This window comes from Actinomadura macrotermitis (assembly GCF_009604375.1).
GTDB lineage: Bacteria > Actinomycetota > Actinomycetes > Streptosporangiales > Streptosporangiaceae > Spirillospora > Spirillospora macrotermitis.
Genome location: NZ_WEGH01000002.1, coordinates 1,555,765 through 1,581,958, shown reverse-complemented (window position 1 = coordinate 1,581,958; position 26,194 = coordinate 1,555,765). Strand labels below are relative to the sequence as shown.

Here is a 26,194-nt window from a genome sequence, read left to right as displayed (position 1 = left end):
TATCTAGGTACCCCATGGATACCACCCAGTGGCCGCTCACCTACCGCCGCGACTGCCCCTCCCGCACGGTCGTCGAGGTGCTCGCCGACAAGTGGACCCTGTACGTCCTGGCGGCGCTGCGGCGCCAGGAGGGGCCGATGCGGTTCAACGAGCTGCGCCGGGCGCTCGACGGCATCACCCAGAAGATGCTGACGCGGACGCTGCGCGCGCTGGAGCGCGACGGCCTGGTCAGCCGCACGGTGTACCCCACCGTCCCGCCCCGGGTGGAGTACGCGCTGACCGGGCTGGGCGCCGAGGCCGGGAAGCTGACCACCGCCATCGCCGAGTGGTCGGCCGCGCACGTCCCGGAGATCCTCGCCACGCGGGCGGAGTTCGACGCGCGGGCCGCCGCCGCGCCGCGGCCGGTGACCTGACCGGCGTTCAGGCCAGCAGGCGCTCGCACGCCTCGATGAGGCGGGCGCGCAGGGGCCGCGCGCGTTCGGTGAAGGCGCGCTGGGCGGCGGCGTACTCGGCGCGGCCCTCGGGCGTCTCGACGCGGACGGGTTCGTGCCCGAGCGCCGACAGGTCGTAGGGGCTGGCCCGCATGTCCATCAGGCGGATGTCGCGGGCCAGGCCGAAGCAGTCGGCGACCAGCTCGGAGGCGACCAGCGGCGACAGCTTGTACGCCCACTTGTACAGGTCCATGTTGGCGTGCAGGCAGCCCGGCTGCTCCAGGTCGTGCTGGGTGTCGCGGGACGGCTGCAGGGCGTTCAGCGGGCGCGCCTCGTCGGTGAAGAAGCGGAACGCGTCGAAGTGGCTGCAGCGGACGCCGCGCTCCTCGACGACCGCCGCGATCGCCGGCGGGGCGAGGCGCATCGGCCAGGACGCGTGCCGGACCTCGGGCGCGCGGTAGACCATCGCCCACTCGTGCAGCCCGAAGCAGCCGTGGAAGGCGGGGCGGGCGGCCGTCGCGGTGAGCAGCCTGGAGATCCATGCGACGGAGGCGCGGCGGCGCTCCATGAGGGAGGCGACGTCGACCGTGGCGCCGTCCGGGGTGTCCAGGTAGTCGCGCCCGTGGTCGCGGGCGCCCCGCAGCACCACGTGCGCGCCCGGGTGCCACTGCGCGAGGCGGGCCGGGCGGTGGCTGTAGTAGGTGAACAGGAAGTCCTCGACCGGGTGGGCCGTGCCCGCCTCGCGGCGGGCCAGGTGCGGCGCCGTCCACGCCTCGATCCGCGCGCGGTGCGCGGCGGCCCGCGCGCGCCACTGCTGGGGACTCAGAACCTCCACCGGTGCATGCTATGCGGGTTCGCGCGGTTACGATTCGGGCGATAACTGATGTTGGGGGGACATGTCCGAGCCCCGTGTCGCGCGGACGCTCGCGATCGCCGTCCTGGCGAGCATGGTGGGCGTCTACCTGCTCTCCCGGCCCTGGTCGGCGGTCGCGGTGCTGCCGGTGTTCGCGCTCCAGCTCCGCTACCTGGTGCCGCGCCTGGAGCGGCTCCGCACGCCGGCCGCCACCGCCGTCCAGGCCGCCCTGACCTACACCGCCGTGCTGCCGTTCGAGGTGACGGCGAGCATGCTCGGGCTGCTGATGGCGGCGCTGCTGCTGGACGGCGCGTGGCGCGTGGCGGCGGCGGCCGCCGTCTCGGCCGTCGTCATCGAGGCCGTGCGGGACGGCACCGCGGACGGCACCCTCGGCATCTCGATCACGGTGGCGCTGACCTGCCTGGTCACCTACGGCCTGGCCGGGTTCGTCGGCCGGATCGAGGAGGTGCACGCCGCCCGGCTCGCGCTCGCGGTGTCGGCGGTGGAGGAGGAGCGGCTCGCGATGGCCGCCACGCTGGACGACGGCATCGGCCGCGCCCTGGACCGCATCGCGCGGGCGCGGCCCGGCGGGCTCGGCGAGGTGCTGGCGACGGCGCGCGAGTCGCTCGGCGCCGTCCGGTCCGCCGCCGCCGACCTGCGCGGCCTGTCACTCGCGCCCGAGATCGCCGCCGCGCGGGGCCTGCTGGCGTCCGCCGGGATCGAGGCGGCGGTGCGGACCGGGCACAACGAGCCGCTCGGGCAGGCGGGCACGCTGCTGGCGGCGGTGCTGCGCGAGGCCGTCACCGACGTGGTGCGGCAGGGCACCGCACGGCGCTGCGAGATCGAGACCGCCGAGCGCGGCGGCATGCTCGTGCTGCGGGTCGCCGGCGACGGCGAGCGGACCGCCGAGCGCGCCGCCGCGGCGCTGGACGACCTGGCCGCGCGGGTCGCCGAGGTCGGCGGGCGGCTCACCGCCGGGCTGGAGCCCGACGGCCGGTTCGCGGTGACGGCCCAGGTCACCGCCACCGAACCGCCGTGCCCCGCGGGCGGGCGCGAGCACCGGCTGTCACTGGCGCTGCTCGCCACCGTGCTCACCGGCCTGAGCGTCAAGGGCCTGCTGCTGATGTCGGCCGCGCAGGCGCTGGCCGCCGTGCCGCTGCTGGCGGCCTGCTGCGCGCTGATCCTCTGGCCGCGCGGCCGGTGGACGCTGCTGCCCCTGGCGCTGCTCTGCTACCTGCCGCTGATCTGGTTCAAGGAGGCCTGGGGCGGCACGCCGGGATACCTGGCGGGCGCGCTGCTGGTGCTGCTGCCCGCCGCCGCCGCGTGGCCGCTGGTCGGCGCGGTACTGGTCAGCATGGGCGTGATCGCGTGGGCGGCCGGCGCGGGCGCGCCGCTCGTCGCCAACTCGGTGATCAGCGCGCTGGTGACGGGGCTGGTGGTGTACGGGCTGGTCCGGCCCGCGCAGCTGGCCGACGAGCTGCGCGCCGCGTCGGCCGGGCTGGCCCGCGCCGCCGTCGTCCAGGAGCGGCTGCGCGCGGCCCGCGACCTGCACGACCTGCTCGGCCACACCTTCGCCGCGGTCCTGCTGAAGGGCGAGCTGGCGCGGCGGCTGGAGCGGTCCGACCCGGCGCGGGCCGCGCGCGAGTTCGCCGACATGGTCGCGATGGCGGTCCGGGCCCGCGCCGACATGGACGCCCTCACCTGCACCGCGCCCCGGCTGGACCTGGACGCCGAGCTGGCCTCGGCGCGGTCGGTGCTGGAGGCGGCCGGGATCGAGGTGCGGGTGGCGCGCGACGGCGACCCGCCCGCCGCCGCCGCGACCGTCCTCGGCGCGGTGCTGCGCGAGGCCGTCACCAACGTGCTGCGGCACAGCGCCGCCCGGCACTGCGAGATCACCGTCCGGGCGGACGGGCTGAGCGTCGCCAACGACGGCGCGCCCGCGCGGGTCGCCCCGCCCGGCTCGGGCATCGGGAACCTGCGGACCCGGCTCGCCGCGGCCGGCGGCCGGCTGGAAGCGGGGCGCGACGGCGACCGGTTCCGGCTGACCGCGCGCCTAGATCCAGCCGGCCTCGCGGGCGATGCGGACGGCGTCGGTGCGGCCGCGGGCGTTCAGCTTGGCGACGATCGCCGTTAGGTGGTTGCGGACCGTCCCGGCCGACAGGTGCAGCGCGCCGGAGATCTCGGCGGGCTCGGCGCCGTCCGCGGTCATCCGCAGCACGTCCTTCTCGCGCGGCGTCAGCGGGTCGCCCGCCAGGTCCCACGCGGCGACGGCCAGGTTCGGGTCCAGCACGCGCCCGCCGGCCGCGACGGTGCGGATCGCCTCGGCCAGCTCGTCCGGCGGCGCCGTTTTCAGGACGAACCCGCTCACCTTGGCGTCCAGCGCGCGCCGCAGGTGACCCGGGCGGCCGTTGCCGGTGAGCATCAGGGCGCGGCAGGCCGGGAGCGCCTCGCGCAGCGCGGCGGCGGCGTCGAGGCCGTCCATGCCGGGCATGTCGACGTCGAGCACCGCGACGTCGGGGCGGTGCGCCCGCGCCGCCGGGACGACGTCGGTGCCGGTCCCGACCTCGGCGACGACCTCCAGGTCCGGTTCCAGACCGAGCAGCGCCACCAGCGCGCCGCGCACCACGTGCTGGTCCTCGGCGATCAGCAGCCTGATCACATGTCCTCCCCGGGGGTCGCCGGGGTCCATGGTCTCAGGGCGCGAAGATCGCCGCGGGGTCGCCGGTGAGCCAGGTGTTGTCGATCCGCATCCGGGTGATGACCCAGCGGCCGCCGTCGCGGGCCAGCTCCACGTCGTAGGGGTTCTTCAGCAGCGCGTGCACCCGGTGGTCGGCGGTGAGCAGGTGCTGGGCCTCCACCAGCGCGGTGAGGCGGGCGGTGTCGCCGTCGATCGCCACGCGGGCGTTGGTGACCTGGTGGGTGGTGTCGACCCGGCCGGCGAACAGGGCGAGGATCGTGTCGACGATGGCGTCCCGGCCGGTCATCAGCGGCGGCGCGGCGCCCCACTTCGCGGCCGCCGGGGCGAAGTCCAGCTCGGCGTCGGCGGCGAAGGCCGAGGCGAACAGGTCCCGGTCCTTCAGGTCCTGGCCGAGGGCGAACCGGTGCAGCGCGTCGACGATCTCCACCCGGTCCCGGAGTTCACGAAGGGTCGCGTCCGCGTCGTCGGCCGGAGCGGACAGGGCGCGGTCGGCGGTGACGTACATGGGGTGCTCCGATACAGGTGGCGTGTGGTTCCGACTCCTTCACCCTGCTCTCCGGACCGCTGATGATCAATGTGTCATGCTGCAACGATCGTGAAGTCTGGTTTAACGATCGGAGGCCGGATGCTGGAGCGGCACGAGCTGGAGGCGTTCCTGACGCTCGCCGAGGAACTGCACTTCGGCCGCACCGCCGAACGCCTGCACGTGTCCACCGCCCGGATCAGCCAGACGATCCGCAGGCTGGAGCGGCGGATCGGCGTCCCGCTGTTCGAGCGCACCAGCCGCCGCGTCGCCCTCACCGCGACCGGCGCGGAGCTTTACGCCGAGCTGCGGCCCGCCTGGACCCGGATCGGCGCGGCGGTGGAGCGCGCGACGCGGTACGGCCGCGGCATGGCCGGGACGCTGCGCGTCGGCTTCACCGGCGCGGCCGCCGGCCAGCTGATGCTCGACGCCGCCGGGCCGTTCCGCGACCGGCACCCCGGCAGCCGGGTGCTGCTGGAGGAGGTGCGGATCCGGGACTGGCCGCTGCTGCGCGACGGCGAGCTCGACCTGCTCATGGCGGCGGGCCCGCTGGACGTGCCGGGCGTCGCCGCCGGGCCCGTCCTGGTGCGCGAGGCGGCGATGCTCGCGGTACCGGCGGGGCACCCCTTCGCCCGCCGCGCGTCGGTCTCGCTGGAGGATCTGGCGCGGGTGCCGGTGCTGCGCCACGACGGGGAGCTGCCTGCGTCCTACGCGGCACGGCACAGCCCTACGGAGACACCCGCCGGACGGCCCGTTCCGTCCGGCCCGCGGGCTTCGACGCTCAACGAGTTCCTCGCGTTCGTCAGTGCTGGGGAAGGCGTCCTGCCGGTCGGTGCGCAGGCCCGGCGGTACTACCCGCGGCCCGGCGTCGCCTACGTCCCCTTCAGCGACGCGCCGCCGGTGGAGTGGTCGCTGTTCTGGCGGGAGGACCGGGCCACCGCCCTGGTGCTGGCGTTCGCGGCGGCGGCGGCAGAGCTGCTCGGCCGGGACCCATGACGATGTCATGGGTGATCGATGACGAGATCTCTGGGACGCCGCCTCCCGCCTCGGCAGGGTTGGAGGCATGGCAGAAGCAGTGGTGCTGGAGCAGGTCAGCAAGGTCTACGGCAAGGGCAGAGGCGCGGTCGCGGCGTTGCGGGAGGTCTCGGTCGGGCTGCCCAAGGGCGGCTTCACGGCGGTGATGGGGCCGTCCGGATCGGGCAAGTCGACCTTCCTGCACTGCGCCGCCGGGCTCGACACCCCGACGGCCGGCTCGGTGCGGCTCGGCGGGACCGAGCTGGCGACGCTGAGCGAGACCAGGCTGACCGAGCTGCGCCGGCGGCGGGTCGGGTTCGTGTTCCAGGCGTTCAACCTGGTGCCGTCGCTGACCGTCGCGCAGAACGTCACGCTGCCGCTGCGGATGGCGCGGGCCAAGGCCGACCCGGCCTGGCTCGGCGAGGTGCTGGAGCGGGTCGGGCTCGGCGGGCGGGCCGGGCACCGCCCCGGGCAGCTGTCGGGCGGCCAGCAGCAGCGGGTCGCGATCGCGCGGGCGCTGGTCACCCGGCCCGAGGTGGTGTTCGGCGACGAGCCGACCGGCGCGCTCGACACCATGACCGCCAAGGACGTGCTGGCGCTGCTGCGCGAGGCGGTGGACGCCCTCGGCCAGACCGTCGTGATGGTCACCCACGACCCGGTGGCCGCGTCCTACGCCGACACCGTCCTGTACCTGGCCGACGGCCGGATCGTCGACGCGATGAGCGCCCCGACCGCCGGCGCGGTCGCCGAGCGCATGACCCGGCTGGGGGCCTACGTCCGATGATCTCCTTCGCCCTGCATGCGCTGCGGCACCGCAAGGCGTCCTTCGCCGGCGCGTTCGCCGCCCTGTTCTGCGCCGCCGCGATGATCTGCGCCTGCGGCACGCTGATGACCACCGGCCTGGCCGGGCACGCCCGCCCCGGCCGGTACGCGGGCGCGCCGGTGATCGTCGCCGGCGACCCCGAGTCGCACTTCCTGAAGGACAAGGGCGACGGCGAGTTCAAGCGCAAGAGCAAGCCGAACACCGCGCGGGCCTGGATCCCCGCGGCGCTGGCCGAGCGGATCCGGTCGGTGCCGGGCGTCGAGCGGGCGGTGCCCGAGGTGTCGGTCCCCGTGCTGGGGCCGGACGGGAAGGCGACCGGGCACGGCTGGGAGTCGGCCGCGCTCACCCCCGTCGCGCTGCGCGCGGGGCGTGCCCCGCGGGCCGCCGGGGAGATCGTGGTGGCGCGGGGACGGGTCGGCGCGCGGCTGCGGGTCCTCACCCCCGCCGGGCCCGGCGCCTACACCGTCGTCGGCGTGTCCCGGCAGAACGCGGGCGTGTTCTTCAGCACCGGCGAGGCGGCGCGGCTCGCCGCCCGGCCCGGCCAGGTGACCGCGATCGGCGTGTGGCCGGCGGGCGCCGCCAAGGCCGTCCGGGACGCCGTCGGCGGCGCGGCCGTCGTGCGGACCGGCGACGGCCGCGGCCAGGTGGAGTTCCTCGGCGTCGACGCCGCCCGCACCAGGCTGATCAGCATGGGCGCCGCGCTCGGCGGCACGTCGCTGCTGGTCGCGCTGCTGGCCGTCACCGGCACGTTCGGCATCACCGTCCAGCAGCGCGAACGCGAGCTGGCGCTGCTGCGCGCCGTCGCCGCCACGCCCCGGCAGGTGCGCCGGCTGATCGGCGGCGAGGCGCTGCTGGTCGGCGTGCTCGCGGCGGTGCCCGGCGCGCTCGCCGGGCTGCCGCTCGGCGCGTGGCTGCACGGCCGGTTCGTCGGGCTCGGCGCGGTCCCGGCCGAGCTGCCGCTCGTGCTCGGCCCGTTCGCGCCGCTCGCCGCGGTCGCGGCGACCGTCCCGGCGGCGTGGATCGCCGCGCGGGTCTCGGCGCGGCGGGTCGCCCGGCTGCGGCCGGTGGAGGCGCTCGGCGAGGCCGCGCTCACCCCGGGCCGGACGCCCTGGCTCCGCGTCCTGGCCGGGCTCGCCGCCGTCGCGGCGGGCGTCGTGCTGACGCTCGTGCTGACCTCGGTGCACAGCGACGCGGCGTCCGGGCCGCTGACGCCGCTCACCGCGCTGGCCTGGACGACCGCGATCACCCTGCTCGGGCCGCTGCTCGCCCGCTGCACCCTCGGCCTGATCCCCGCCGGCGGGCTGGTCGCGGCGAACCTGCGGGCCGACACGCGGCGGACCGCGGCGGTGCTCGGCCCGCTCACCCTGATGATCGCGCTGTCGGGCACGCTGATGTTCGCCGAGACGACCGTCAAGAACGCCGCCGCCGAACAGGCGCGGGCCGGGACCCGCGCGAGCCACGTGCTCGGGCCGATGACCGCCGCGCAGGCCGCCGAACTGCGGCGGCGGCCGGGCGTGCGGGCCGTCACCCAGGTGCTGCGCACCCGCGTGCGCGCGATCGGCTCGCCCTACAGCGCGCAGGGCGTCACGACCGAGGGGCTCGGCGAGACGATGGACCTGAAGGTCGTGTCGGGGACGCTGGCGGACCTGCGCGAAGGGACCGCCGCCGTCCGCACGCACCTGGGCAAGAAGGTCGGCGACACGCTCGCGATCGCGATGGCCGACGGGACGCCGGTGCGGCTGCGCGTCGTCGCCGTCTACGAACGCGGCCTCGGCTTCGGCGACCTGACGCTGCCGTATCCGCTGGTCGCAGCGCATGTGGACGTCCCAATGGGGACCGCGCTGGTCGCCGCGCCGGGCGTGAAACTGACCGGAACGGCCGTGCGGGCCGCGTCCCGGGAGAACAGCGGCAGCGCCGTGAACTATCTCTCACTCGGCCTGATCGTGGCGTTCGCCGGCATCACGATGGTCAACACGCTGGCGCTGGCCGTCGCGGGCCGCTCCCGCGAGCTGGCCCTGCTGCGGCTGGCCGGCTCGAGCCGCCGCCAAGTCCTGCGCACACTGCGGTTCGAGACGCTCGCGGTGGTACTGCTGGCAGCGGCCCTCGGCGGTGGTATCGCGTTCGTCACACTCACCGGGTTCGGTGCCGGCATGACGGGCTCGAGCCCGGCGTTCCCGCCCGGCGTGTTCGCCGGGATCGTCGCGGCGGCGGGCGCCCTCGCCCTCGCCGCGACCGCGCTGCCGGCCCGCGCCGCGCTGCGCGCCGCCCCGGCGGCCGTGCTCGGCGCCCGCGAGTAGCCGCAACCACAGAAACCCCAGGTCAGATGGCCTGGGGTTTCTTCGCGGTGGACGGATGGGTCAGGCGGCTCCGGACAGAGTCTCGCCGCAGCATGGGGGCGCTTCCCCCTCCTCGATGAGCGGAGCGGGGATCAGAGCTTGCAGAGCTTGGAGAACGGGGCCGGGACGCGGACCTTCTGCGGGCCGAAGTCGACCAGCACGGCGGAGTCGTCGACGCCGATGACCCGGCCGAGGCCGTACTTGTCGTGGCTCACGCGGTCGTCGACAGCGAAGACCTCCAGCGGCGCGGGCGCCTCCGGAGCCTTGAAGGGGCTGGTGGGCAGGTGACGCTTGGTGACTGCACGGGAAGTTTTCATCAATACCAGTATGCGCTGTCCGGGGCGCGTCTGGACCGAAGTTGTGCACTTCGATACCGATACCGTGCGTGATCGCGCCGTCGCACTTGCCGCGGCGGGGGGCTTGCCCTCCCACGACGATGTGCTACCGTGACGTTCAGTTGCGGTTCCCATGGACTCTGTGTGCGCCTGCTGGTTCTTGACCTCAGGCGCACTTTTTGTTTCCGGCCCCCATCGGGTGGGAACTGCAGCTACGGGGCCCGCGAGAGGCGAGCCCCACAGTGCCTCACAAGGAGAACAGATCATCGCTACCGGCACCGTGAAGTGGTTCAACGCTGAAAAGGGCTTCGGTTTCATCGAGCAGGACGGCGGCGGCCCCGACGTCTTCGCTCACTACTCGAACATCGGCGGCTCGGGCTACCGGGAACTCCAGGAAGGCCAGAAGGTCTCCTTCGACGTGACCCAGGGCCAGAAGGGCCCGCAGGCGGAGAACATCGTCGCCTCCTAAGCTTCGGCTTGCAGTGCGCGGGCGGTCCCGGCCCCTTCGGGGAGCCGACCGCCCGCACCCGTGCGGTCCCCGGCCTCCGGCCGGGGCCGCACGCGCGTGGCCGCCGTTCCGGCGCCCGCTCGGCCCGATCACACCCCGTTCCCACCGGTTCCGCGTGTGATCCGTGCCATATCACCCGGCTCGTTCTTGCGACTTCTTCGCCCGGCGTTCTTTTCCGACGGACCGGGTTGCGGAGCACTCCTCGACACGCGCCATCTCCGAGGAAGGTCTTCTTCACCATGACCACCAACCCCCGCAGGCGCCCCTCCCGTCCCGGCCGTCGTCCCGCCAGGCCGTCCTCCTCCTCTTCTTCCCGCCCGCAGCAGCAGGGCGGCGAGTTCGCGATGCCCGAGAGCACGACGCCCGCACTGCCCCCGGTCTTCTCCTTCGAGGACCTGGACATGCCCGAGGCGCTGCTGAAGACGCTCGCGGACCAGGGCGTCACCGAGCCCTTCCCGATCCAGGCGGCGACGCTGCCCAACACGCTGAACGGCCGCGACGCGCTCGGCCGCGGCCGCACCGGCTCGGGCAAGACCCTCGCCTTCGGCCTCGCGCTGCTCGCCCGCACCGCCGGCAAGCGCGCCGAGCCGCACCGCCCGCTCGCGCTCGTGCTGGTGCCGACCCGCGAGCTCGCCCAGCAGGTCACCGACGCGCTCACCCCCTACGCCGACGCGCTGCGGCTGCGCCTGGCCACCGTCGTCGGCGGCATGTCGATCACCCGCCAGGCCGCCGCGCTGCGCCGCGGCGCCGAGGTCCTGGTCGCCACCCCCGGCCGGCTCGCCGACCTGATCGAGCGCGGCGACTGCGCGCTGGACCGCGTCGCGATCACCGTGCTGGACGAGGCCGACCAGATGGCCGACATGGGCTTCCTGCCGCAGGTCACCCGGCTGCTGAACCAGGTCGAGCCCGGCGGGCAGCGGATGCTGTTCTCCGCGACGCTGGACCGCAACGTGGACCGGCTCGTCCGCCAGTTCCTGAACGACCCGGTCACCCACTCGGTGGACCCGTCGGCGGGCGCGGTCACCACGATGGACCACCACGTCCTGCACGTCTCCGAGACCGACAAGCAGGAGGTCGTCGCGCACATCGGCGCGCGCGAGGGCCGCGTCATCATGTTCGTCGGCATGAAGCACGCCGCCGACCGGCTCGCCCGCAAGCTGCTGGCGCGCGGCGTCCGCGCCGCCGCGCTGCACGGCGGCAAGTCCCAGCCGCAGCGCAACCGCACGCTGGAGGGCTTCCGCACCGGCCAGCTGAACGTGCTGATCGCCACCAACGTCGCGGCGCGCGGCATCCACATCGACGGCCTGGACCTGGTCGTCAACGTGGACCCGCCGACCGACCACAAGGACTACCTGCACCGCGGCGGCCGCACCGCCCGCGCCGGCGAGTCCGGCACGGTCGTCACGATCGTGCTGCCCGAGCAGCGCCGCGAGACCGAGCAGCTGATGCGCGCGGCCGGGATCAGCCCGACCGTCACCCGCGTCGCGCCCGGCGACGCCGAACTGACCGCGATCACCGGCGCCTGCGAGCCGTCGGGCGTCCCGGTCGTGCTGACGCCCCCGCCGGCCCAGCAGCAGCAGAAGCCCGCCGGCGCGCCCTCCTCCGCCAACCGCGGCCGCCGAGGCGGCCGCTCCCGAGGCGGCCGAGGCCGCACCCCGGCCCGCGGCTGACCGGACAGCACTGATCCCCAGCACCCCGAGGGGCCCCGCCGACCGGCGGGGCCCCTCGCCGCATTGATCACCGCCCCAAGGAACCCGCCGAGCACCTGCACCGGCCTGCAACCTGCCCCAGAGACCTCGCCTGACAACTCGCCCCCCGACCAGCCCCGGGCGATTGCGCCGCGTTTACCTCACGCCTGGCGGCTCCCCCTTGACCAAGCTCGGACGAGTGCGCACCGCTTCGCGATCATCTGGACGGAGCTCGCCCCCAACGTCACCCCGCCCGGGTCGGTAACGCACTCGCGCTCACTCAGATGCCGGTGGCACACGGCCGCACTTCCCTCCGGCAGGCTGTGTCCTGAAGTCCCGGCCTAAGAAGCTCGCTTCCAACGCCCCCCACCAGCCGGATAACCCGCCCAAGCAGCAGCCGAGACCGCCGACCGGACCCCTCAGCCAGACAGGACCAGCGCGGACAGAGCGTGAACCGCGAAGCCCACCGGCACCATCCGCACCGCGGTTCGCCAAGCCCCGCCTCCAGTCTGCACGGCATCGCATCGCAGCCAGCGGCGTCATCGCCAGCACACCCCCTCCTCAGGCAGAACCAGCACGGACGAGGCACGGGCTGCGAAGCCACCGACACCGTCCGCCGCTCGCCCTAAGACCCGGCTCGCAGGCATCGCAAGCACAGCACCGCTTCACAATCCGACCGACAGCGGCGCCGCCAGGCGACACACCTCAACCAGGCATGACCAGCGCGGACGGGTCGTAGACCGTGAAATCCACCGGCACCGTTCGCACCGCTGTATGTGCGGGTTCTCCGGTGCCGGGGTTGCAGGCGAAGCGGGGATGGGCGCCGCCCGCGATCAGCAGCCTGACACGGTGGCCGGCGGGGAAGCGGTGGGCCGTCGCCCCCATCGCGACGGTCACGGTCTCCGGGGCGTCCGGGGTCAGGCGCAGCACGCCGTCGCAGATGTTGCGGGATCGGCCCTTGGTGTCCACGTCGCACAGACGCGCGAAGACGTCGCCGTGGCCGGTGGCCGTGGTGACGCTCAGCCGGGCGGCGACCGGGCCGATGATCTCCAGCGGCTCGGTGAGCGGCCCGCTGTCGAAGGTCAGGGTGTCGGCGCGGGCGGCGAGGGCGGTATCGTCGCGGCGGCCCGCCTTCGGCGACAGCAGCGGGCCGCCGATCGAGGGCGTCGGATCGGCCGGGTCGTGGCGGAAGGACAGCGGCAGCGCGTCCGGGCCGACGAGGTCGGTGCCGAGGCGCCATTCGCGGGGCGTGCCGGGCGGCGGCCAGGACGGCAGGTCGCGGGGCTCGCCGTCGACGAAGACCCGGACGGGCTCCTTGCGCAGGCCCGAGTCGTCGCCGCACAGGTGGGCGCGCAGCCAGGCGAGGCTCTCGGCGAAGACGTCCGCCGCGCCCTTGTCCAGGGCCGAGGTGTGCGTCCACGGCCCGACGAGCAGGGACGCGCGGGGCAGCCGCGCGTACTGCCGGAGCGTCTGCTCCAGGCAGAGGTCGTACCAGCCGGTGATCAGGCAGGCCGGGACGTCCGCCGGGCCGAGGGCGGCGCCCTGCCAGAACGGGTCGGCCGAGTCGGGATGGGCCAGGGCCTCCTCCAGGAAGGGCACCGGCTCGGCGAACGCGACCCGCAGGCCGTCGGTGAGAGGGCGGGTGCGTGCCGCCTTCTTGAGGCGGCACGCCAGTCTGAGCACCGCCTTCAGGTAGGGCAGCGTCCCGCGCCCCTGGAAGGCCATGGCGGCGCTCGCGGCCAGGGCGTTCTCCAGATTGAGCACACCGCCGCTGTAGAAGACGGCGTGCGGGTCGTGGAAGGGGACCTGCGCCACGATGGCGCGTAGCTCGGGCGGCGGGTCGCTCGCGAGGGCCCACTGGGTGTAGGCCAGGTAGCTCGGCCCGATCGTGCCGAGGACGCCGTTGAACCACGGCTGCTCACGCAGCCACGCGACCGCCGCACGGCCGTCCTCGGGTTCGTTGCGCCACAGGTGGAAGTCTCCGCCGGAGCCACCCGTCCCCCGGCAGCTCTGCAGGACGACGTGGAATCCCTGCTCGGCGAAGGCCATCCCGTACAGGGCCGCCCACGGGAAACCGCGGCCGTAGGACGAGCGCATCAAGAGCGTGGGGAAATCCCCTTCGGCCAAAGGGAAGTAGTGGTCGGTCAGCAGGGGGCTTCCGTCTGCGGCGGGCACGCGCAGACCCGCTTCATGGCCTGCGCCGTACCGGGCGGCGGGGAGACCGCGCAGGGTGCGGCGCGCCAGCCGGACGCTCCGGGGCGGCTTCATGGATCGGGGGGCCATCGCTTCCTCCCTTACGGGAACACTTCCCGTACCTTGTACGAGAATAGCAGGATGGCGTCGTGGACCCCGAGCAGCTCTGGCTGACCCCGACCCGGGCCCGGGTCGGCCGCCCGCCCGCGCACACCCGCGCCGAGATCGTCGCGGCGGCCGTCGCGCTCGCCGACGCCGAGGGCGCCGCCGCCGTCACCATGCGCCGGGTCGCCGCCCGCATCGGCGCGGGCACCATGTCGCTGTACACCTACGTGCCCGACAAGGAGACGCTGCTGGAGCTGATGATCGACCACGCCGGCGGGGCCCGGCCGCTGCCCGAGCCCACCGGCGACTGGCACGCCGACCTGCGCGCGCTCGCGCACACCCAGCGGGAGATCATGCTGGCCCACCCGTGGCTGCCCGGCGTGCTGCCCGCCCGCCGCACGCTCGGCCCGAACACGCTGCGCACGCTGGAGCACGCCCTGGCCGTCCTGGAACCGGCCGGCCTGGCCGGCGCGGCCGGGCTGGAGGTGTTCTCGCTGCTCACCGGCTTCGTGGCGAGCCACACCGCGTACGAGATCGCGCAGCGGGACGTGGCGGGCGACGCACAGGCGCAGGCCCGCTACCTGCATCGGGCCGTCGAGGACGGCTCCCTGCCGCACCTCGCCGCCGCACTGGCCTCCCCGGACGCCGCTCCCCCCGGAGACACCTTCGACCGCCTCCTCGCCCGAATGATCGACGGCCTGGTCCCCTGACCCGCTCCGCTCCCCTGCCCGGCTTGCCTCCCCACGAGGCCCCGGATCACCGCCCGCCAAGGACGGCCCGACGGTCGATCCCTGCACGGCTCAAGCCACCAAGATCACCCCGCCATTCGAACGATCAGCGGCTTGCCTCCGAACCGCCTCCCCCAAGGCACTCCTCGCGCAGACATGGGATGCGTTTGCATGAGGACGGCTTGCCTAGTCGCGCGCACGCGAATCGAGCGACTCCATGCCTGCGGAGGGTGTGCGGTTTTAACCGGAGCTCGCAGGACGGTGAACCCGGCTGCATCTTCCGAAGGTCGGCTTTACCGGTCTGCCGCATAGCCCTCGATGAAGTAGTCGTACTGCGGCGCCGGCTGTGGACAGGACAGCACGCGATGCAGCGTGGGCCAGTGGTGAGGCTCGACGCGGTAGGAGAAGGCGAACCACTCATCGTCGCCACAGTCGAACAGATGGCGGATCTGCAGGAGTTGTTCGCGGGTCACCGGGAAGGTTCCTGCGACCCGTTCGTAGGGGCCGAACCAGATCAGGTGCCAGCCGGTGTTCTGGCCATCGGAGTACCGCGATGCGTCGCCGCCCATGGGACCGATCGTTTCACCGAGCTGCGCGCGCCACGGCTGCGCCCGCCGTCTGGACGTTCGGCGCGGCTTGCCCCTCTGCTCAGTGGCTGCTCCCTGTGCGGGGTGGGCCGTGTGAGGTGGCTTGGTAGTTGCTCCTGGTGCGGGTGCGGGTGCGGGTGTGGGGCGTCGGGTTGGGGCTGGTGGCCGGTAGGGCGCGTGGCGGGGCTTGCGGACTGCTCCTTTGGCGTGCGGGTTGGCCGGTGGGTGTGGGGTTACTTTTCGGTGCGGGCGTAGGTGGCCAGGATTGCGCCCGTGGTCGTCTGTTTGGTGCTGACGAGTTCGAGCAGGCGGGGTGCGGCGGCGTCGCCGAAGAGGCGCTTGCCGCTTCCCAGGATGACCGGGTCGATCATCAGGCGGATCTCGTCGACCAGGTCGTGGGAGAGCAGGGTGTGCACCAGCCCGGCGCTGCCGATCACGAGGAGGTAGCCGTCCTCCTGGTCCTTGAGGGCCTGCACCGCCTGGGCGACGCCGCCCTTGAGCAGTTCGCTGTTCTGCCAGGGGAGCGGGTCTTGGAGAGTGGCCGAGGCGACGTGCTTCGGCTTGGTGTTCAGCGGCTCGGCGATCACCTGCTCCTCCGGCGAGGCGTCCGGCCAGTACCTGGCGAACTGCTCGAAGGTGCGGCGCCCGAACAGGAAGCCGCTCGCGCCGGTGATGGCGCGGACGGCGTCACCGCGGGCCATGTCGTCGAAGTAGCGGACGTGCCAGCCGCCGTGCTCGAAGTCCCCGCTGGTGTCCTCGTCAGGGGCGGTGGGCCCCTGCGCGACGCCGTCGAGGCTCATCCACTCGTACACGATCACCTTGCTCATCTGCGGATTCCTTCCCCGTAAGGAACGAGTTCGGACAATTTCGGCAGGACGTCTTTCCAGCCGGCCATGCGTGAGCGAGAGGAGCGCGGTGCGCGGCCCTCAGTGTTCTGCGGTCCTTGGGCGCCTCGACGGGCATGGTGCGGCCCTGGCGCTTCGGTGAGGTGTGGGTCCGGCAGCGTGTCGGAGTTCGGCCGGTGCCGTGCGTTTCAGTTCGCCTTGGCCAACGGGCAGCCCGGCGGCCTGGCGTTGGCCAGCGTCGGCGGTCAGGTCAAGGCGAACTGCTTCAGCTTCGGTCTTGCTCCGGCGCTTCGATCGGGTTGGTGTGCACGGCTCCGCTGGTCAGGTGACGCTGGTCGCGGCGGGATGACTTGCTCGGGCGGAGCGGCGGCACCTCAGTGGCCGGGCGGCGGGCTTGGTCGTGCTTCAGGGCCAGCGTTTCGGCCGGTCGGCATTCTGCGTGCACGGCCCACTGGTCAGGTGATGCTGGTCGTGGCGGGGCTTCGGCATCGCGAGGGTTGGGCGGCGGGCTTGGTCATGTTCTCTCCCCGATCGGGGTGGGTTCTTCGAGGCGCGCCTCCCATAACGGTTCGTAGAGGCGCAGCCACTCGTCTGCGGCGGCGAGGGGGCCCGCCTCCAGGCGGCATACGTGCCGCCGGCCGTCGACGGTGCGGTGCAGCAGGCCCGCCCGCTCCAGCACCTTGACGTGCTTGGACGCCGCCGCCAGCGACATGTCCAGCGGTTCGGCCAGCTCGCTCACGGTGAGCGCACCGGCGGCGAGCCGGTGCAGCATCCGCCGCCGCGGGTCGCTGGCCAGCGCGTGGAACACCGCGTCCATCCGGGCGGCCGCGTCCGGCCGGAACACCACGTCGGCATGGAAGCCGATGTCCGCGTCTCTGCGATCCTCAACCATGTGGTTGAGGATCGCAGGGTGCGGCGAGTTTGTCAACCGAGTGGTTGAGCTTTCTAGTCGGCGATCAGACTGCCGCCGCCGCGCCGGCGGTCGCCGGGGCGGCTCTCGCGCTGGCGGCGGATCACGTAGGTCCCGGCGGCCACGCCGGTGCCGCCGTGCTCGGGATGAAGGAGGTAGACGGGCGCGGTGGCCTGGAGCGCGCCGAGGGCGAGCCCCTCGGCGTCGCGGACCCCGGTCGTCCAGTGGCAGACGCCGGCGTCGGCGACCAGGGTGTGCGGGTTACCGCCGGCGGCGCCGCGCAGCAGCTCCACCCCGGCGGCCGGGACGGGCCGCCAGCCCCCGAGGGCCGGGGGGGTGACGGCCTGCTCGACGAACGCGAGCGGGACGACGATCAGGTCGCCCTGGGCCTGCAGGCCGTCGACGATCGGCAGGGCGGCGGCGCGCTCCAGGTGGTCGAGCACGTTCAGGCCGGTGCGGGCGGTCAGGTCGGCGAGGGTCATGGTCATGGCGGTCTCTCCTTTCATGTGCGGCGGAGCAGCTGGGAGTACTGGGCGCCGGTCAGCCCGTAGGACCAGCCGGCCGCCTCGATCGGGTCGTTGAAATAGCCCGGCACGCCGAGGCCGTAGCGGCGGCGGGTGCCGTCGCGTTCGACGGAGCCGTTGACGGCGAGCAGCACCCGGTCGCGGGGACCCCAGATGCCGGGGCTGCGCCGCAGGTCGTACAGGCGCAGCTCGCAGCCGGGGTTGCCCGGGTCGGGCGCGGTCGCGACGAGGTCGAGGCCGGCTCGGTCGATGTAGACGTCCCAGCCGATGCGCTCGATCGCGCAGCGGCGGACCTCGATGTTGTTCTCGGCCGCGATGCGCTCGACGTCCGGCTCGGTGACGACCCATCCGGGGACGCGGGTGCCGTGCCAGGCGTGCACGCTCCAGCCGTCGGCGAACCGGACCGCCGGGCCGTCCGGGGAGTGCAGGCGCAGCCCGCCGGAGCGGGTTGGCGTCTCCTCGGTGTGGACGGCGGTGGGCCGTTCGGAGATGACGCAGACGTCGTCCTGCGGCCACCACCAGCCGCAGGATCGGGCGATCGCCGTCCACAGGCCGAACCGGTGGTCTTCCTCGGGGGTGTGCTCGTTCAGGCCGAGGCGGTGGCGGACGTCGAGGTAGGCGAGCCAGGACGCGTCGTGCTGGCCGTACCAGGCGAAGCCGGGCGTCTCGCCCAGCTCGGCGCGGAGGGGCGCCCGGAAGGACTCCTCCATCAGGTCGCGCAGGACGTCGTCGACGGCGGAGCGGAGCACGATGTCCAGCGGGACGCCGGCGCGCACGGCCTCGACCGGGTCGTCGGTGATCAGGTCCCGCTCGGCCCGGTCCCACCGCCACCACTGCGGTCCCGGCAGGGCCGGGGTGAGGCCCTCGCGCAGCTGGAAAGCCAGCGGCGCCAGTTTGAGGTACACCGGATCGTCGGCCGAGGACCGCAGGTCGCGTGAGCGCAGCGGCGGGGTGTCGGGCAGGACGGCCCGCGCGGCGAAGGGTGAGTCGACCCAGACGAACCCGGGCGGGTCGTGCCCGGCGAGCCGGTACAGCCCGGTGATGGCGGCCTCGGCGGCCGGCCGGTCGGCGGGGCGGGTGCTCAGCCCGACGGCGAGCCATTCGTCCCGGATCTGGAGGGCCTGTCGCAGGGCGCGGGTCTGTGCCTCGCGCCCGTCGCGGGACCGGGTCATGCGAGGGCGGCGGAATCCGCCTTTCTTTCGATCATGTGAGGGAGGGTGGCAGGTCCACGGCGCCGGGCGCAAGGGCGTTTCCGGGTCAGCCCATCCGGGTGACGGCGGTGCGGAGCCGGCGCAGGTCGCGCAGCCGCTGCTCGTAGGTGGCGCCGGCGGCCAGCGCGAGCAGGCCGATCACCGCGAACGGGAACCAGCCGGGCAGCTCCCGGACGACGTCCGCGACGAGCGGCGCGAGCTGCCGCGCGGCGTCCAGGACGAGCACGGCGGCGCCGATCAGCAGCGGGGCCTGAAGGCGGGTCCGGCCGCCGAGCAGGGTGAGCGCGAACGCGGCGGCGGCGAGCAGCAGCGGGCGGTCGCCGTCCGGAGCGGCCCAGGCCGCGATCAGGCTCGGCACGAGCGTGGCGGTGAGGCCGGGCCCGTGGGCCTTCCAGGAGGAGACCCGCGGGTCGCGGCGGCGGCGGACGGCCCCGATGACCAGCAGCGCCGCCGTGATCGGTGCGGTGTACGCCTCGGGGTCGGTGATCCCGGTGGCGGCGAGGCGCGTCCACCACGCCGCGGCGAGCAGCAGCGAGCCGAGCCGGCCGGCCTCGCGGTGGCCCGGGCGGAGCGCGACACCGAAGGCGATCACGCCGGCGGCCGCGAAGGCGGTGCTGAGGTAGGCCGGATGCCCGAGCGTCATCGCGATGCCGCCGGCCATCAGCAGGAGCGCGGCGGCCTCGGTCCACCGGCGGGTCCGGCGGGAGAGCGCGGCGGCGAGGGCGGCCGCCGCCAGGACGCCGAATGCCGACCAGTGCCGGGGCAGCCCGGTGGCGTATCCGCAGGCGGTGACGAACCCGGCGAAGGCGAGCACGGCGAACGCCGTCGCGGCGTCCCGCAGGGCGGGGGTTCGGACCGCACAGGCGGCGGCGATCAGGGTCAGTGCGCCGAGTGCCGCGAGCGTCGCGGGCTCGGTGGCCAGCGCGTACGCCGCAGCCCAGGCTCCGGCTACGACGGCGCCGACGGCGGCGGCCCGGTGCTTTCCGGCGAAGGCCGCGAGGACGCCCGCGACCGTGAGGACGAGGCCGAGGCGCACCGCATACGGCAGTCCCGGTGCGTGCACGGCCAGCAGCAGCGCGATCGGCGGCGCGGTCGCGCCCGGCCGCGCGGCCAGCAGCGGCGCCGAGGCGATGGCGAGGACGGCGAAGACGATGACCGGCGTGTGCGAAACGGCCGATCCAGTCCAGGGGGACACGGCGATCAGGGCCGCCTGGAACACGACCCTCAGCACATCCGGCACGACCCACAGAACGGCGAGGGCGAGGGCGAGGCCCGCGCCGATCGTCGCCGTGGTCCGGGGCCGTCCCGGCAGTAGCCGTGCGGCGGCGGCGGTCACGAGCGCAGATCCGGCGAACCCGGCGACCAGCCAAGAGTTCGGCAGCGGCAGCAGTTCGGCCAACGCCGCCGTCAGTGCGAAGCCCGCGAGGACGGCGGTCGCCCGGTCCAGCAGGTAGGCCCAGGCGAGCGCGACGGCGGCCGCCGCCAGCAGCACCCCGGCGAAACGCGGCGCGAACGGCGACGCCAGGTAGGCCATGCCGAGCGCGCCGCCCGTCCCGACGAGGCCGGCGAGCAGCCCGGCGGCGGTCGCCAGGCCCCGGACGGCGCCGGTCGAGGCCCGCCGGACGAGCAGGTTCGCCAAGGACATCGCGACGAGCGTCAGCGCCGTCCCGGCCGGCGGCACGTCCAGCGCGATCATCGCGAACAGCGGCGGGGTCTGCGCGAGCAGCAGCGTCACCGGGGCCGGCAGCCGCAGCGGCGCGACCCGCCCGTATCCCGCCCACAAGGCCGTGACCAGCAGCGACGCCCCGGTGGCGAACCAGGCGCCGTCCACCTCCAGCAGGGTGCGGACCGCGACGCACTGCAGGATGATCAGCAGCAGGCCGACGAGCGCGACCGCCTCGGCCGTCGCGGACAGGCCGCGCCGCACCAGCGGCCACGCCGCGCCGAGCGCGACGGCGGTGCAGGCCAGCAGCACCAGCGCCCGGCCGAGGAGGCCGAGCGAACCCCAGCTGAGCAGCGTGAACACGATCGCGGCGATGCCGAGCAGGGACGCGCCGACGCCGAGCAGCACGTTGCGGACGCCGAACCAGGTCAGCTCGGGGACGCTCCACACAGGAGCGGCGGCAGCCTGCCCCGTGTTCTCCCGCGCCCCATACAGATACGCCAGCAGGTCGCGGCGGCGGCGGGCGAGCCGGTCGAGTTGCTGGTCGACCGTCCACAGCTCGTACGCGGCGGGTCCGTCGACGGCCAGTCCGCACAGCGGGCACGACGGCCGTGCCAGGGCGGGCAGCGGCGTCCGGCAGCCGGGACAGGGGGTCAGCATGGTCCGAGCATGTCCGCGCGGAGGTGCCCGGCCCATCCGCGAAAGTACTCAAATCGCCTGAGTGCCGTCGATCCATGACGCTTGGTGATGTCCGTCGCCGAACGCACATGACACGCCGGAAACCCAGCGTCCGGCGCATAGCCCGGCCGCCCCTCCAGGCCCGAAGATCACTGGCCATGAGGAATGTGACGCGCGCCATAGCGGCGTGCTTCCTGCTGGTCGTGGCCTTCGCCGCGCCGGCAGCGGCCGCCGTCCCCGCGCCCGGGCCCGGCACCCACGAGCGCTCGGTCACCATGCCCGGCGGCTGGAAGCGCGACTACCTGCTGCACGTGCCACCCGGCCGGGCCGCCGCGCGGCGGCCGCTGGTGATCGCGCTGCACGGCGGCCTGGACAACATGCAGGCGATGGAGAAGGTCACCGGCTGGGACGCCGTCGCCGACCGCAAGAGGTTCCTGGTCGCCTACCCCAACGGGTTCCTCGGCACCTGGAACGCCGGCGGCTGCTGCGTGTTCGCCCGGATGGCCGGGATCGACGACGTCGGGTTCCTGGACAAGCTGATCGGCTCGCTCGTCCGCGACGGCCTCGCCGACCCGCGCCGGATCTACGTCACCGGCTTCTCCAACGGCGGCGGGATGGCCTACCGGTACGCCTGCGAGCGGTCCCGCAAGGTCGCCGCGATCGGGGTGGTGTCGGGGTCGCTGGCCGTCCCCTGCGAGCCGGCCCGGCCGGTGTCGGTGATCGCCTTCCACGGGACGGCCGACTTCACCGTGCCGTTCCTCGGCGGCGGCGACCAGGACTGGAACAACAAGACGCCCTTCCTGCCGGTCGTCGAGGTGCTGGACTTCTGGCGCAGGACCGACAGGCTGCCGCCGCTGAACACCATCGTGCTGGACAGCACCGCCGCGCAGTGCCGGGCGAGCGAGAAGGGCCGCGCGCTGGAGGTGCGGCTGTGCACGATCTTCAACGGCGGGCACGAGTGGCCGCACGGCAAGGGCGTCGAGGCCAGCCCGATGCTGTGGGACTTCTTCTCGACTGTCGGTACCGGCGCCTAAAGTCCAGGGCATGCCTGATGAAGCGTGGGAGGAGTTGCGCGCGGCGGGGTTCCTGCACGCGGCCCGCGAGGCGCACACCAAAGCGACGCTCGCGGTGTTCGGCGGCCTCAGCCGGGGCGACGGGTTCACCGACCGCTCGTTCGGATTCGCCGCGTACGACGTGCTGGCCTCGCAGCTGGACCGGGTGTTCGCGGCGGGCGACCGGCTCGCCGGCCGCGTCACGCGCGACGACCTGAACGGGTCGCCGGGCTGGCGGTACGGCCGGTACCGGGTACTGCTGAAACGGCACGAGTTCGGCGCGGTGCACGCCGTCCGCTGGGACCGCGACAGCCCGACCAAGCAGGCGGTGGCGCGCCAGTCCTACGCCGCCGACCCGCAGCTGACGCTGGACGTCGGCCTGCCTTCGGCGGCCGACACGCCCGGCATGACCACGCTCGTCCTCGCGCACAGCGCCAGCGAGGACCCGCTGGAACTGGAGCTGTTCCTCGGCCTGCCCAGGCTGAACGCCGACGGCGGCCCGGCCTGGTGGTGGATCGAGCGCCTCGCCGACGAGGCGCTCGGACCCGATCCACGCCGTAAGCTCGTCGAGTCCACGTTGCCCCTGTGGACCGACGACGAGGCGGACGTGCCCGTGCGGCTGCGCGCACGGGGAGCACACGACGCGAGGACCGGCACCGAAACGGCGTAGTGAACGAGCGCACAGGCAGTCTGAGCGAACATGCAGGCGAGGACCGGACCGGCAGGCGGGTCGCCGAGGCGCGCCTGCTGTTCGACTGCGAGCGGCTGACGCTGGCGCGGCGGCTGCGCGGCCTGCGCAAGAACCAGCTCGCGCAGGCGGTCGGCACGACCCCGGCGGCGATCGGCCGCTACGAGGCGGGCGTGCAGCCGCCGCCCGAGCGGGTCCTGTCGCGGCTGGCGTTCGCGCTCGGCGTCCCGGTGGAGTTCTTCGGGCCGGGCCGCGCGCCGGTGGCGCTGGACGCGGCGCACTTCCGGTCGCTGCGCTCGACCACCCAGATCGAACGCGACCAGGCCCTCGCCTACGGGCGCATCGCCACCGACATCGCCCGCGCGCTGGAGGACCTGGTGGAGTTCCCGGCGGCCGAGCTGCCCGAGCACCCGGTCTCCCCCGACGAGATCGCCGGGCCGGGGCCGGTGCAGGCGGCCCGGCTGGCGCGCGAGGCGCTCGGCTGCGCGCCGGGCCCGGTCCCGCACCTGGTGCGAGCGCTGGAGCGGCACGGCGTGATCGTGCTGGTGCTGCCGCCGTCGACCGAGCGGGTCGACGCGTTCAGCATCGGCGCGCACCCGCGCCCGATGGTGCTGTTCAACCCGGCCAAGGGCGACTACTGGCGCAACCGGTTCGACGGCGCGCACGAGCTCGGCCACCTGGTCATGCACGCCGACGCCGAGCCCGGCAGCAAGGTCGTGGAGGACCAGGCGCACCGGTTCGCCGCCGAGTTCCTGATGCCCGCCGGCGACATCGCGGGCGAGCTGCCCGCGACCGCCGACTGGGCGCGGCTGGCGGAGCTGAAGGAGGCCTGGGGCGTCAGCATGGCGGCGCTGCTCTACCGCGCCCGCACCCTGGGGATCATGCCGGAGGCGGTGTACCGGAGCGCGATGGGCGGCCTGGCCAAGCAGGGCTGGCGGCGCCAGGAGCCGGGTCCGGCGCTGCCGCTGGAGAGTCCGTCGATGCTGGTGCGGGCCGTCGAGCTGGCCGGGGCGGCGGGCGTGGACCGCGACCGGCTGGCCGGCCTGGCCCGCGTCACCCGCGCCGACCTGGACCTGCTGGTCCCGGCCCGGCCGCGCGCCGGCGTGGGCGTCACAGGTTCCTGAGCGCGTTCTTCCAGCCCTTGCCGGCGGCGCGACCGCCCGGGATGTCGCCGAGGCCGCGGATGTCGCCGGGCATCCGGGTGTTCTGCGGCTGCAGGAAGGAGAACCGGTAGGGGGCGTCGCCGACCTTCAGCTTCATGCCACCGCCGAAGTAGTACCAGGGGAAGGTGAGGCCGCCGACCGCGCTCACCGGCACGTCGAACACGACGCCGGGGCGGTCGGCGTCCAGGTGGGCGCCGAGGCCGGGGCGGCCCGAGCGGGCCTCCAGCTCGCGCAGCTGCCCGCCGGTGAGGGCGCCGCGCCCGTACGCCTCGAAGACCAGCCGGCCGTCGGCCAGGTGCAGCGACCCGGGGACGCTTCCGGTGGAACCCATCATGAGCCAGACGATCGATTTCATGCCTTCAACCTAGGAAGCGGGCCGTCCCGGGCGACACGGAGCAAAGTCCCGTTCTGTTCCGGAGGGGGACCGGGACTTCCGTGCCACGTCGGGCAGGCACTCATTCCCGCATGTCCCGGGCGATCTGGACGAACGCGTGGGCGAGCGGTGTCGCGGCGCCCGTCCGCCACACCAGGCCCCAGCGGAGCGGCGGCGAGTCGTGCAGCGGGACGTAGGCGATGTCGGGCCGGGCCAGGTAGCGGACGGCGTGCGCGGGCACCGGCTGGACGCCCTGGCCGGCGGCGACCCGCGCCAGGATCTCCTGGACGGTCCCGGCGGCGGGCCCGCGCGGCACCGGCCGGCCCTGCGGCGTCACGCGCGGGATCACCGCCTCCTCGAAGTAGGCCGGGACGTCGTCGCCGGTGCCGAACACCCGGCCGTCGGCCAGGTCCTCCATCGACGCCGCCGCGCGGCCGGCGAGCGGGTGCCGGGACGACACCGCCAGCACCAGCCGCTCGGTGATGACGACGGGGCCGACGGTGAGGTCGGGCTCCTCGACGGGCAGCCAGAGCAGCTGCAGGTCCACCGCCCCCGCGCGCAGCGGCCCGAACGGGTCGGCGACGTGCGCCTCGCGCAGGTTCAGCTCGCAGCCGGGGTGCGCGTCGCGGAACGCCTCGACGATGTCGTGGATCTCGTTGGCGGCCACGCCCATGATGCCGAGGGCGAGCGCGCCGGTGCGGCCGCGCGCGGCGGACGCGGCGCGCTCCAGGCCCTCCTCGATCAGCCGGTGCCCGGCGGCCAGGTCGTCGCGCAGCCGGGCGCCGATCGGGGTGAGCCGCACCCGGCGGCTGGTCCGCTCGAACAGCGGCGCGCCGATCCGCCGCTCCTGCAGCTTGATCGCCTGGCTGACGCGGGCGCGCGAGACCAGCAGCCGGTCGGCGGTGCGGCCGAAGTGCAGCTCCTCGGCGAGCGTCAGGAAGATCTCGATGTCGCGCATCTCCACGGCCCGCGCCCCCGATCGGTAATACCTGGGTTAACGAGTGTTGCAGTTCCGGCCGTTGTTCGGGAGTGCCCGGTGAACGATCTTTGTTACGTCAGCGCCGAACGACGAAAGGCCGGGGATGAACGGGATCGCCATCGTGGCGGGCGGGAGCGCCGCCCTCGCCCGCGACCTGCGCGGGGCCATGGCGGAGGTCCACCCGGTCGACGCGTGCGACGGCGCCGCGGTCGAGGCGCTCGCCGGCCGCCTCGGCGGCGGCGTGGACGCCGTGGTCGTCGCCGGCGCCGAGGCCGACCCGGCCGCGCCGCCCGCCGCCCAGGTGCGCGGGTTCGTCGCGGCCAACAACCACGGCACGCACCGGATGATCACCGCGTTCGGGCCGCTGCTGAACGACGGCGGCCGGTTCGTGGTCGTCGCCGGGCCGGCCGGCCGGCTGCGGCACCTGCCGGCCCGGCTGCGGCCCCGCTTCGACGTCTCCCGGCTGACGCTGCCCGGCCTCGCCGCCGTCCTGGACGACTACGTGGCCGCCGTGGAGGCCGGCCGCGCCGCCGCCGCGGGCTGGCCCGCCTGGATCGAGGTGGCGTGCCGGGTCGGCCAGGTCGCCGCCGTCAAGATCATGGCGCGGGACCTGCCGCCGGGCCGGGGCGTGGCCGCCAACGCCGCCTGCCCCGGCACGGCCGACGTGCTGTGGCTCGCCGCCCCGGGCAACGCGGTCCCGAACGGCGAACTCGTCCGCAACCGCGTGATCCTCCCCTTCTGACAAGGAACCCTGTGAAAACCCTCAGCACCGTCGTCCTGATCCTGTCCACCGTCACCGTCGGCCTCGTCGCCGGCCTGTTCACCGCCTTCGCCTACTCGGTGATGCCGGGCCTGCGCGGCGCGAGCGACCGCACGTTCGTGGAGGCGATGCAGCGCATCAACGTGGCGATCCTGAACCCGTTCTTCATGTCGATCTTCATGGGCGGGCTGCTGCTCACCCTCGGCGCGGCCGTGCTGCACTGGAAGGCCGAACTGCGGCCCGCGCTGCCCTGGATCATCGCCGGATTCGTGCTCTACCTGGTCATGTTCGCCATCACCAGCGGCGTCAACGTGCCGATGAACGACAAGCTGGCCGCCGCCGGGGACTCCGCGCACATCAAGGACCTGGCCGCCGTGCGCGCGCGGTTCGAGGCGCGCTGGGTGACCTGGAACATCGTCCGCGCGGTGTCGTCCACCGGCGCGTTCGCCGCCCTGGTGTGGGCGCTGATCGTGCACGGCCGCAACCTCGGCTGAGTGTTCAGGCGGCCTGAGGGACGGCAGGGTGG

26 protein-coding genes are annotated in these 26,194 nt (G+C 74.3%); 13 read left to right on the top strand and 13 right to left on the bottom strand.

From position 1 onward, the window contains the following. Positions 1–14: 14 nt before the first annotated feature. Positions 15–413: a winged helix-turn-helix transcriptional regulator gene (locus ACRB68_RS19410; RefSeq protein ID WP_153534097.1), complete on the top strand. Its 399-nt coding sequence runs from the start codon at positions 15–17 to the stop codon at positions 411–413. 7 nt (positions 414–420) lie between these two features. Here the strand turns inward: ACRB68_RS19410 and ACRB68_RS19405 are convergent, their stop codons facing one another. Next, positions 421–1,266 carry a 3-methyladenine DNA glycosylase gene (locus ACRB68_RS19405; RefSeq protein WP_328594422.1) on the bottom strand — a complete coding sequence of 282 codons (846 nt, stop codon included), beginning with the start codon at positions 1,264–1,266 and terminating at the stop codon, positions 421–423. 61 nt (positions 1,267–1,327) lie between these two features. Here ACRB68_RS19405 and ACRB68_RS19400 point away from each other — a divergent pair, with 61 nt between their 5' ends. Continuing rightward, positions 1,328–3,418, top strand: a complete 2,091-nt coding sequence (locus ACRB68_RS19400; protein WP_153534095.1) for a sensor histidine kinase — start codon at positions 1,328–1,330, stop codon at positions 3,416–3,418. Here the strand turns inward: ACRB68_RS19400 and ACRB68_RS19395 are convergent. Both ACRB68_RS19395 and ACRB68_RS19390 read right to left on the bottom strand, forming a co-directional pair. Beyond that, on the bottom strand, positions 3,338–3,943 hold the full coding sequence (locus ACRB68_RS19395) for a response regulator transcription factor (protein WP_328594421.1): 606 nt from the start codon (positions 3,941–3,943) through the stop codon (positions 3,338–3,340). The genes ACRB68_RS19400 and ACRB68_RS19395 overlap by 81 nt on opposite strands. A gap of 34 nt (positions 3,944–3,977) precedes the next feature. Continuing rightward, positions 3,978–4,487 (bottom strand): nuclear transport factor 2 family protein, encoded by a 510-nt coding sequence (locus tag ACRB68_RS19390; protein ID WP_153534091.1) that lies wholly within the window; start codon positions 4,485–4,487, stop codon positions 3,978–3,980. Between the two features lie 120 nt (positions 4,488–4,607). On the opposite strand from ACRB68_RS19390, the gene ACRB68_RS19385 reads away from it, so the two are divergent. The 3 genes from ACRB68_RS19385 to ACRB68_RS19375 all read left to right on the top strand — a co-directional run bounded on the left by ACRB68_RS19385 (position 4,608) and on the right by ACRB68_RS19375 (position 8,639). Then, entirely contained in the window at positions 4,608–5,501 is an 894-nt protein-coding gene (locus ACRB68_RS19385; RefSeq protein ID WP_153534089.1) for a LysR family transcriptional regulator, read from the top strand. Between the two features lie 67 nt (positions 5,502–5,568). Next, a complete protein-coding gene (locus tag ACRB68_RS19380; protein ID WP_153534087.1) occupies positions 5,569–6,303 on the top strand; it encodes an ABC transporter ATP-binding protein in 735 nt (244 codons plus the stop codon). After that, the gene (locus ACRB68_RS19375) at positions 6,300–8,639 is read left to right on the top strand and encodes an ABC transporter permease (protein WP_153534085.1); all 2,340 of its coding nucleotides are present in this window, start codon (positions 6,300–6,302) and stop codon (positions 8,637–8,639) included. The genes ACRB68_RS19380 and ACRB68_RS19375 overlap by 4 nt, the downstream gene beginning before the upstream one ends. 131 nt (positions 8,640–8,770) lie before the next feature. On the opposite strand, the gene ACRB68_RS19370 is transcribed toward ACRB68_RS19375, so the two are convergent. Next, positions 8,771–8,995, bottom strand: coding sequence for a hypothetical protein (locus ACRB68_RS19370; protein WP_153534083.1), 225 nt, complete (start codon positions 8,993–8,995; stop codon positions 8,771–8,773). A gap of 283 nt (positions 8,996–9,278) precedes the next feature. Here ACRB68_RS19370 and ACRB68_RS41375 point away from each other — a divergent pair, with 283 nt between their 5' ends. Next, on the top strand, positions 9,279–9,482 hold the full coding sequence (locus ACRB68_RS41375) for a cold-shock protein (protein ID WP_328594532.1): 204 nt from the start codon (positions 9,279–9,281) through the stop codon (positions 9,480–9,482). A gap of 278 nt (positions 9,483–9,760) precedes the next feature. Further along, the gene (locus tag ACRB68_RS19360) at positions 9,761–11,191 is read left to right on the top strand and encodes a DEAD/DEAH box helicase (protein WP_153534081.1); all 1,431 of its coding nucleotides are present in this window, start codon (positions 9,761–9,763) and stop codon (positions 11,189–11,191) included. 723 nt (positions 11,192–11,914) lie between these two features. Here the strand turns inward: ACRB68_RS19360 and ACRB68_RS19355 are convergent. Beyond that, the gene (locus ACRB68_RS19355; RefSeq protein WP_153534079.1) at positions 11,915–13,492 is read right to left on the bottom strand and encodes a CocE/NonD family hydrolase; all 1,578 of its coding nucleotides are present in this window, start codon (positions 13,490–13,492) and stop codon (positions 11,915–11,917) included. A 59-nt stretch (positions 13,493–13,551) separates the two neighbouring features. Here ACRB68_RS19355 and ACRB68_RS19350 point away from each other — a divergent pair, with 59 nt between their 5' ends. Next, a complete protein-coding gene (locus ACRB68_RS19350; protein WP_207709735.1) occupies positions 13,552–14,217 on the top strand; it encodes a TetR/AcrR family transcriptional regulator C-terminal domain-containing protein in 666 nt (221 codons plus the stop codon). A gap of 311 nt (positions 14,218–14,528) precedes the next feature. Here ACRB68_RS19350 and ACRB68_RS19345 read toward each other — a convergent pair whose 3' ends face one another. The 6 genes from ACRB68_RS19345 to ACRB68_RS19320 all read right to left on the bottom strand — a co-directional run bounded on the left by ACRB68_RS19345 (position 14,529) and on the right by ACRB68_RS19320 (position 20,635). Continuing rightward, a complete protein-coding gene (locus tag ACRB68_RS19345) occupies positions 14,529–14,804 on the bottom strand; it encodes a hypothetical protein (protein WP_153534077.1) in 276 nt (91 codons plus the stop codon). Positions 14,805–15,055: 251 nt separating this feature from the next. Next, positions 15,056–15,649: a dihydrofolate reductase family protein gene (locus ACRB68_RS19340; RefSeq protein WP_153534075.1), complete on the bottom strand. Its 594-nt coding sequence runs from the start codon at positions 15,647–15,649 to the stop codon at positions 15,056–15,058. Between the two features lie 532 nt (positions 15,650–16,181). Further along, positions 16,182–16,559: an ArsR/SmtB family transcription factor gene (locus tag ACRB68_RS19335; protein ID WP_235959444.1), complete on the bottom strand. Its 378-nt coding sequence runs from the start codon at positions 16,557–16,559 to the stop codon at positions 16,182–16,184. A 53-nt stretch (positions 16,560–16,612) separates the two neighbouring features. Continuing rightward, positions 16,613–17,065 carry a hypothetical protein gene (locus tag ACRB68_RS19330; RefSeq protein WP_194293369.1) on the bottom strand — a complete coding sequence of 151 codons (453 nt, stop codon included), beginning with the start codon at positions 17,063–17,065 and terminating at the stop codon, positions 16,613–16,615. 14 nt (positions 17,066–17,079) lie between these two features. Beyond that, positions 17,080–18,273, bottom strand: a complete 1,194-nt coding sequence (locus ACRB68_RS19325) for a DUF6745 domain-containing protein (RefSeq protein WP_153534071.1) — start codon at positions 18,271–18,273, stop codon at positions 17,080–17,082. 85 nt (positions 18,274–18,358) lie between these two features. After that, positions 18,359–20,635, bottom strand: coding sequence for an SCO7613 C-terminal domain-containing membrane protein (locus ACRB68_RS19320; protein ID WP_153534069.1), 2,277 nt, complete (start codon positions 20,633–20,635; stop codon positions 18,359–18,361). A 176-nt stretch (positions 20,636–20,811) separates the two neighbouring features. On the opposite strand from ACRB68_RS19320, the gene ACRB68_RS19315 reads away from it, so the two are divergent. From ACRB68_RS19315 to ACRB68_RS19305, 3 genes are read left to right on the top strand one after another with little or no spacing between them, the layout of a single operon-like run. Continuing rightward, on the top strand, positions 20,812–21,687 hold the full coding sequence (locus tag ACRB68_RS19315) for an alpha/beta hydrolase family esterase (RefSeq protein ID WP_194293368.1): 876 nt from the start codon (positions 20,812–20,814) through the stop codon (positions 21,685–21,687). Between the two features lie 10 nt (positions 21,688–21,697). After that, the gene (locus ACRB68_RS19310) at positions 21,698–22,375 is read left to right on the top strand and encodes a hypothetical protein (RefSeq protein ID WP_153534065.1); all 678 of its coding nucleotides are present in this window, start codon (positions 21,698–21,700) and stop codon (positions 22,373–22,375) included. After that, positions 22,375–23,517, top strand: a complete 1,143-nt coding sequence (locus tag ACRB68_RS19305; RefSeq protein ID WP_328594419.1) for an XRE family transcriptional regulator — start codon at positions 22,375–22,377, stop codon at positions 23,515–23,517. The genes ACRB68_RS19310 and ACRB68_RS19305 overlap by 1 nt, the downstream gene beginning before the upstream one ends. Here the strand turns inward: ACRB68_RS19305 and ACRB68_RS19300 are convergent. Further along, a complete protein-coding gene (locus ACRB68_RS19300; protein WP_153534063.1) occupies positions 23,504–23,911 on the bottom strand; it encodes a hypothetical protein in 408 nt (135 codons plus the stop codon). The two genes, ACRB68_RS19305 and ACRB68_RS19300, sit on opposite strands and share 14 nt — an antisense overlap. Positions 23,912–24,011: 100 nt before the next feature. Next, positions 24,012–24,887: a LysR family transcriptional regulator gene (locus ACRB68_RS19295; RefSeq protein ID WP_153535142.1), complete on the bottom strand. Its 876-nt coding sequence runs from the start codon at positions 24,885–24,887 to the stop codon at positions 24,012–24,014. Positions 24,888–25,011: 124 nt separating this feature from the next. Between ACRB68_RS19295 and ACRB68_RS19290 the strand changes: the two genes are divergently transcribed. After that, on the top strand, positions 25,012–25,650 hold the full coding sequence (locus ACRB68_RS19290; protein ID WP_153534061.1) for an SDR family oxidoreductase: 639 nt from the start codon (positions 25,012–25,014) through the stop codon (positions 25,648–25,650). 11 nt (positions 25,651–25,661) lie between these two features. Beyond that, a complete protein-coding gene (locus tag ACRB68_RS19285) occupies positions 25,662–26,162 on the top strand; it encodes an anthrone oxygenase family protein (RefSeq protein WP_328594418.1) in 501 nt (166 codons plus the stop codon). Positions 26,163–26,194: the final 32 nt, after the last annotated feature.

What these genes read in the sequence shown, in the direction of transcription:
- ACRB68_RS19300 (WP_153534063.1), bottom strand. Translation starts at nt 23,911, where the DNA reads ATGAAATCGATCGTCTGGCTCATGATGGGTTCCACCGGAAGCGTCCCC.
- ACRB68_RS19325 (WP_153534071.1), bottom strand. Translation starts at nt 18,273, where the DNA reads ATGACCCGGTCCCGCGACGGGCGCGAGGCACAGACCCGCGCCCTGCGA.
- ACRB68_RS19315 (WP_194293368.1), top strand. Translation starts at nt 20,812, where the DNA reads ATGAGGAATGTGACGCGCGCCATAGCGGCGTGCTTCCTGCTGGTCGTG.
- ACRB68_RS19345 (WP_153534077.1), bottom strand. Translation starts at nt 14,804, where the DNA reads ATGGGCGGCGACGCATCGCGGTACTCCGATGGCCAGAACACCGGCTGG.
- ACRB68_RS19390 (WP_153534091.1), bottom strand. Translation starts at nt 4,487, where the DNA reads ATGTACGTCACCGCCGACCGCGCCCTGTCCGCTCCGGCCGACGACGCG.
- ACRB68_RS19290 (WP_153534061.1), top strand. Translation starts at nt 25,012, where the DNA reads ATGAACGGGATCGCCATCGTGGCGGGCGGGAGCGCCGCCCTCGCCCGC.
- ACRB68_RS19375 (WP_153534085.1), top strand. Translation starts at nt 6,300, where the DNA reads ATGATCTCCTTCGCCCTGCATGCGCTGCGGCACCGCAAGGCGTCCTTC.
- ACRB68_RS19380 (WP_153534087.1), top strand. Translation starts at nt 5,569, where the DNA reads ATGGCAGAAGCAGTGGTGCTGGAGCAGGTCAGCAAGGTCTACGGCAAG.
- ACRB68_RS19360 (WP_153534081.1), top strand. Translation starts at nt 9,761, where the DNA reads ATGACCACCAACCCCCGCAGGCGCCCCTCCCGTCCCGGCCGTCGTCCC.
- ACRB68_RS19400 (WP_153534095.1), top strand. Translation starts at nt 1,328, where the DNA reads ATGTCCGAGCCCCGTGTCGCGCGGACGCTCGCGATCGCCGTCCTGGCG.
- ACRB68_RS19385 (WP_153534089.1), top strand. Translation starts at nt 4,608, where the DNA reads ATGCTGGAGCGGCACGAGCTGGAGGCGTTCCTGACGCTCGCCGAGGAA.
- ACRB68_RS19335 (WP_235959444.1), bottom strand. Translation starts at nt 16,559, where the DNA reads ATGGTTGAGGATCGCAGAGACGCGGACATCGGCTTCCATGCCGACGTG.
- ACRB68_RS19355 (WP_153534079.1), bottom strand. Translation starts at nt 13,492, where the DNA reads ATGGCCCCCCGATCCATGAAGCCGCCCCGGAGCGTCCGGCTGGCGCGC.
- ACRB68_RS19310 (WP_153534065.1), top strand. Translation starts at nt 21,698, where the DNA reads ATGCCTGATGAAGCGTGGGAGGAGTTGCGCGCGGCGGGGTTCCTGCAC.
- ACRB68_RS19340 (WP_153534075.1), bottom strand. Translation starts at nt 15,649, where the DNA reads ATGAGCAAGGTGATCGTGTACGAGTGGATGAGCCTCGACGGCGTCGCG.
- ACRB68_RS19320 (WP_153534069.1), bottom strand. Translation starts at nt 20,635, where the DNA reads ATGCTGACCCCCTGTCCCGGCTGCCGGACGCCGCTGCCCGCCCTGGCA.
- ACRB68_RS19330 (WP_194293369.1), bottom strand. Translation starts at nt 17,065, where the DNA reads ATGACCATGACCCTCGCCGACCTGACCGCCCGCACCGGCCTGAACGTG.
- ACRB68_RS19295 (WP_153535142.1), bottom strand. Translation starts at nt 24,887, where the DNA reads ATGCGCGACATCGAGATCTTCCTGACGCTCGCCGAGGAGCTGCACTTC.
- ACRB68_RS19370 (WP_153534083.1), bottom strand. Translation starts at nt 8,995, where the DNA reads ATGAAAACTTCCCGTGCAGTCACCAAGCGTCACCTGCCCACCAGCCCC.
- ACRB68_RS19410 (WP_153534097.1), top strand. Translation starts at nt 15, where the DNA reads ATGGATACCACCCAGTGGCCGCTCACCTACCGCCGCGACTGCCCCTCC.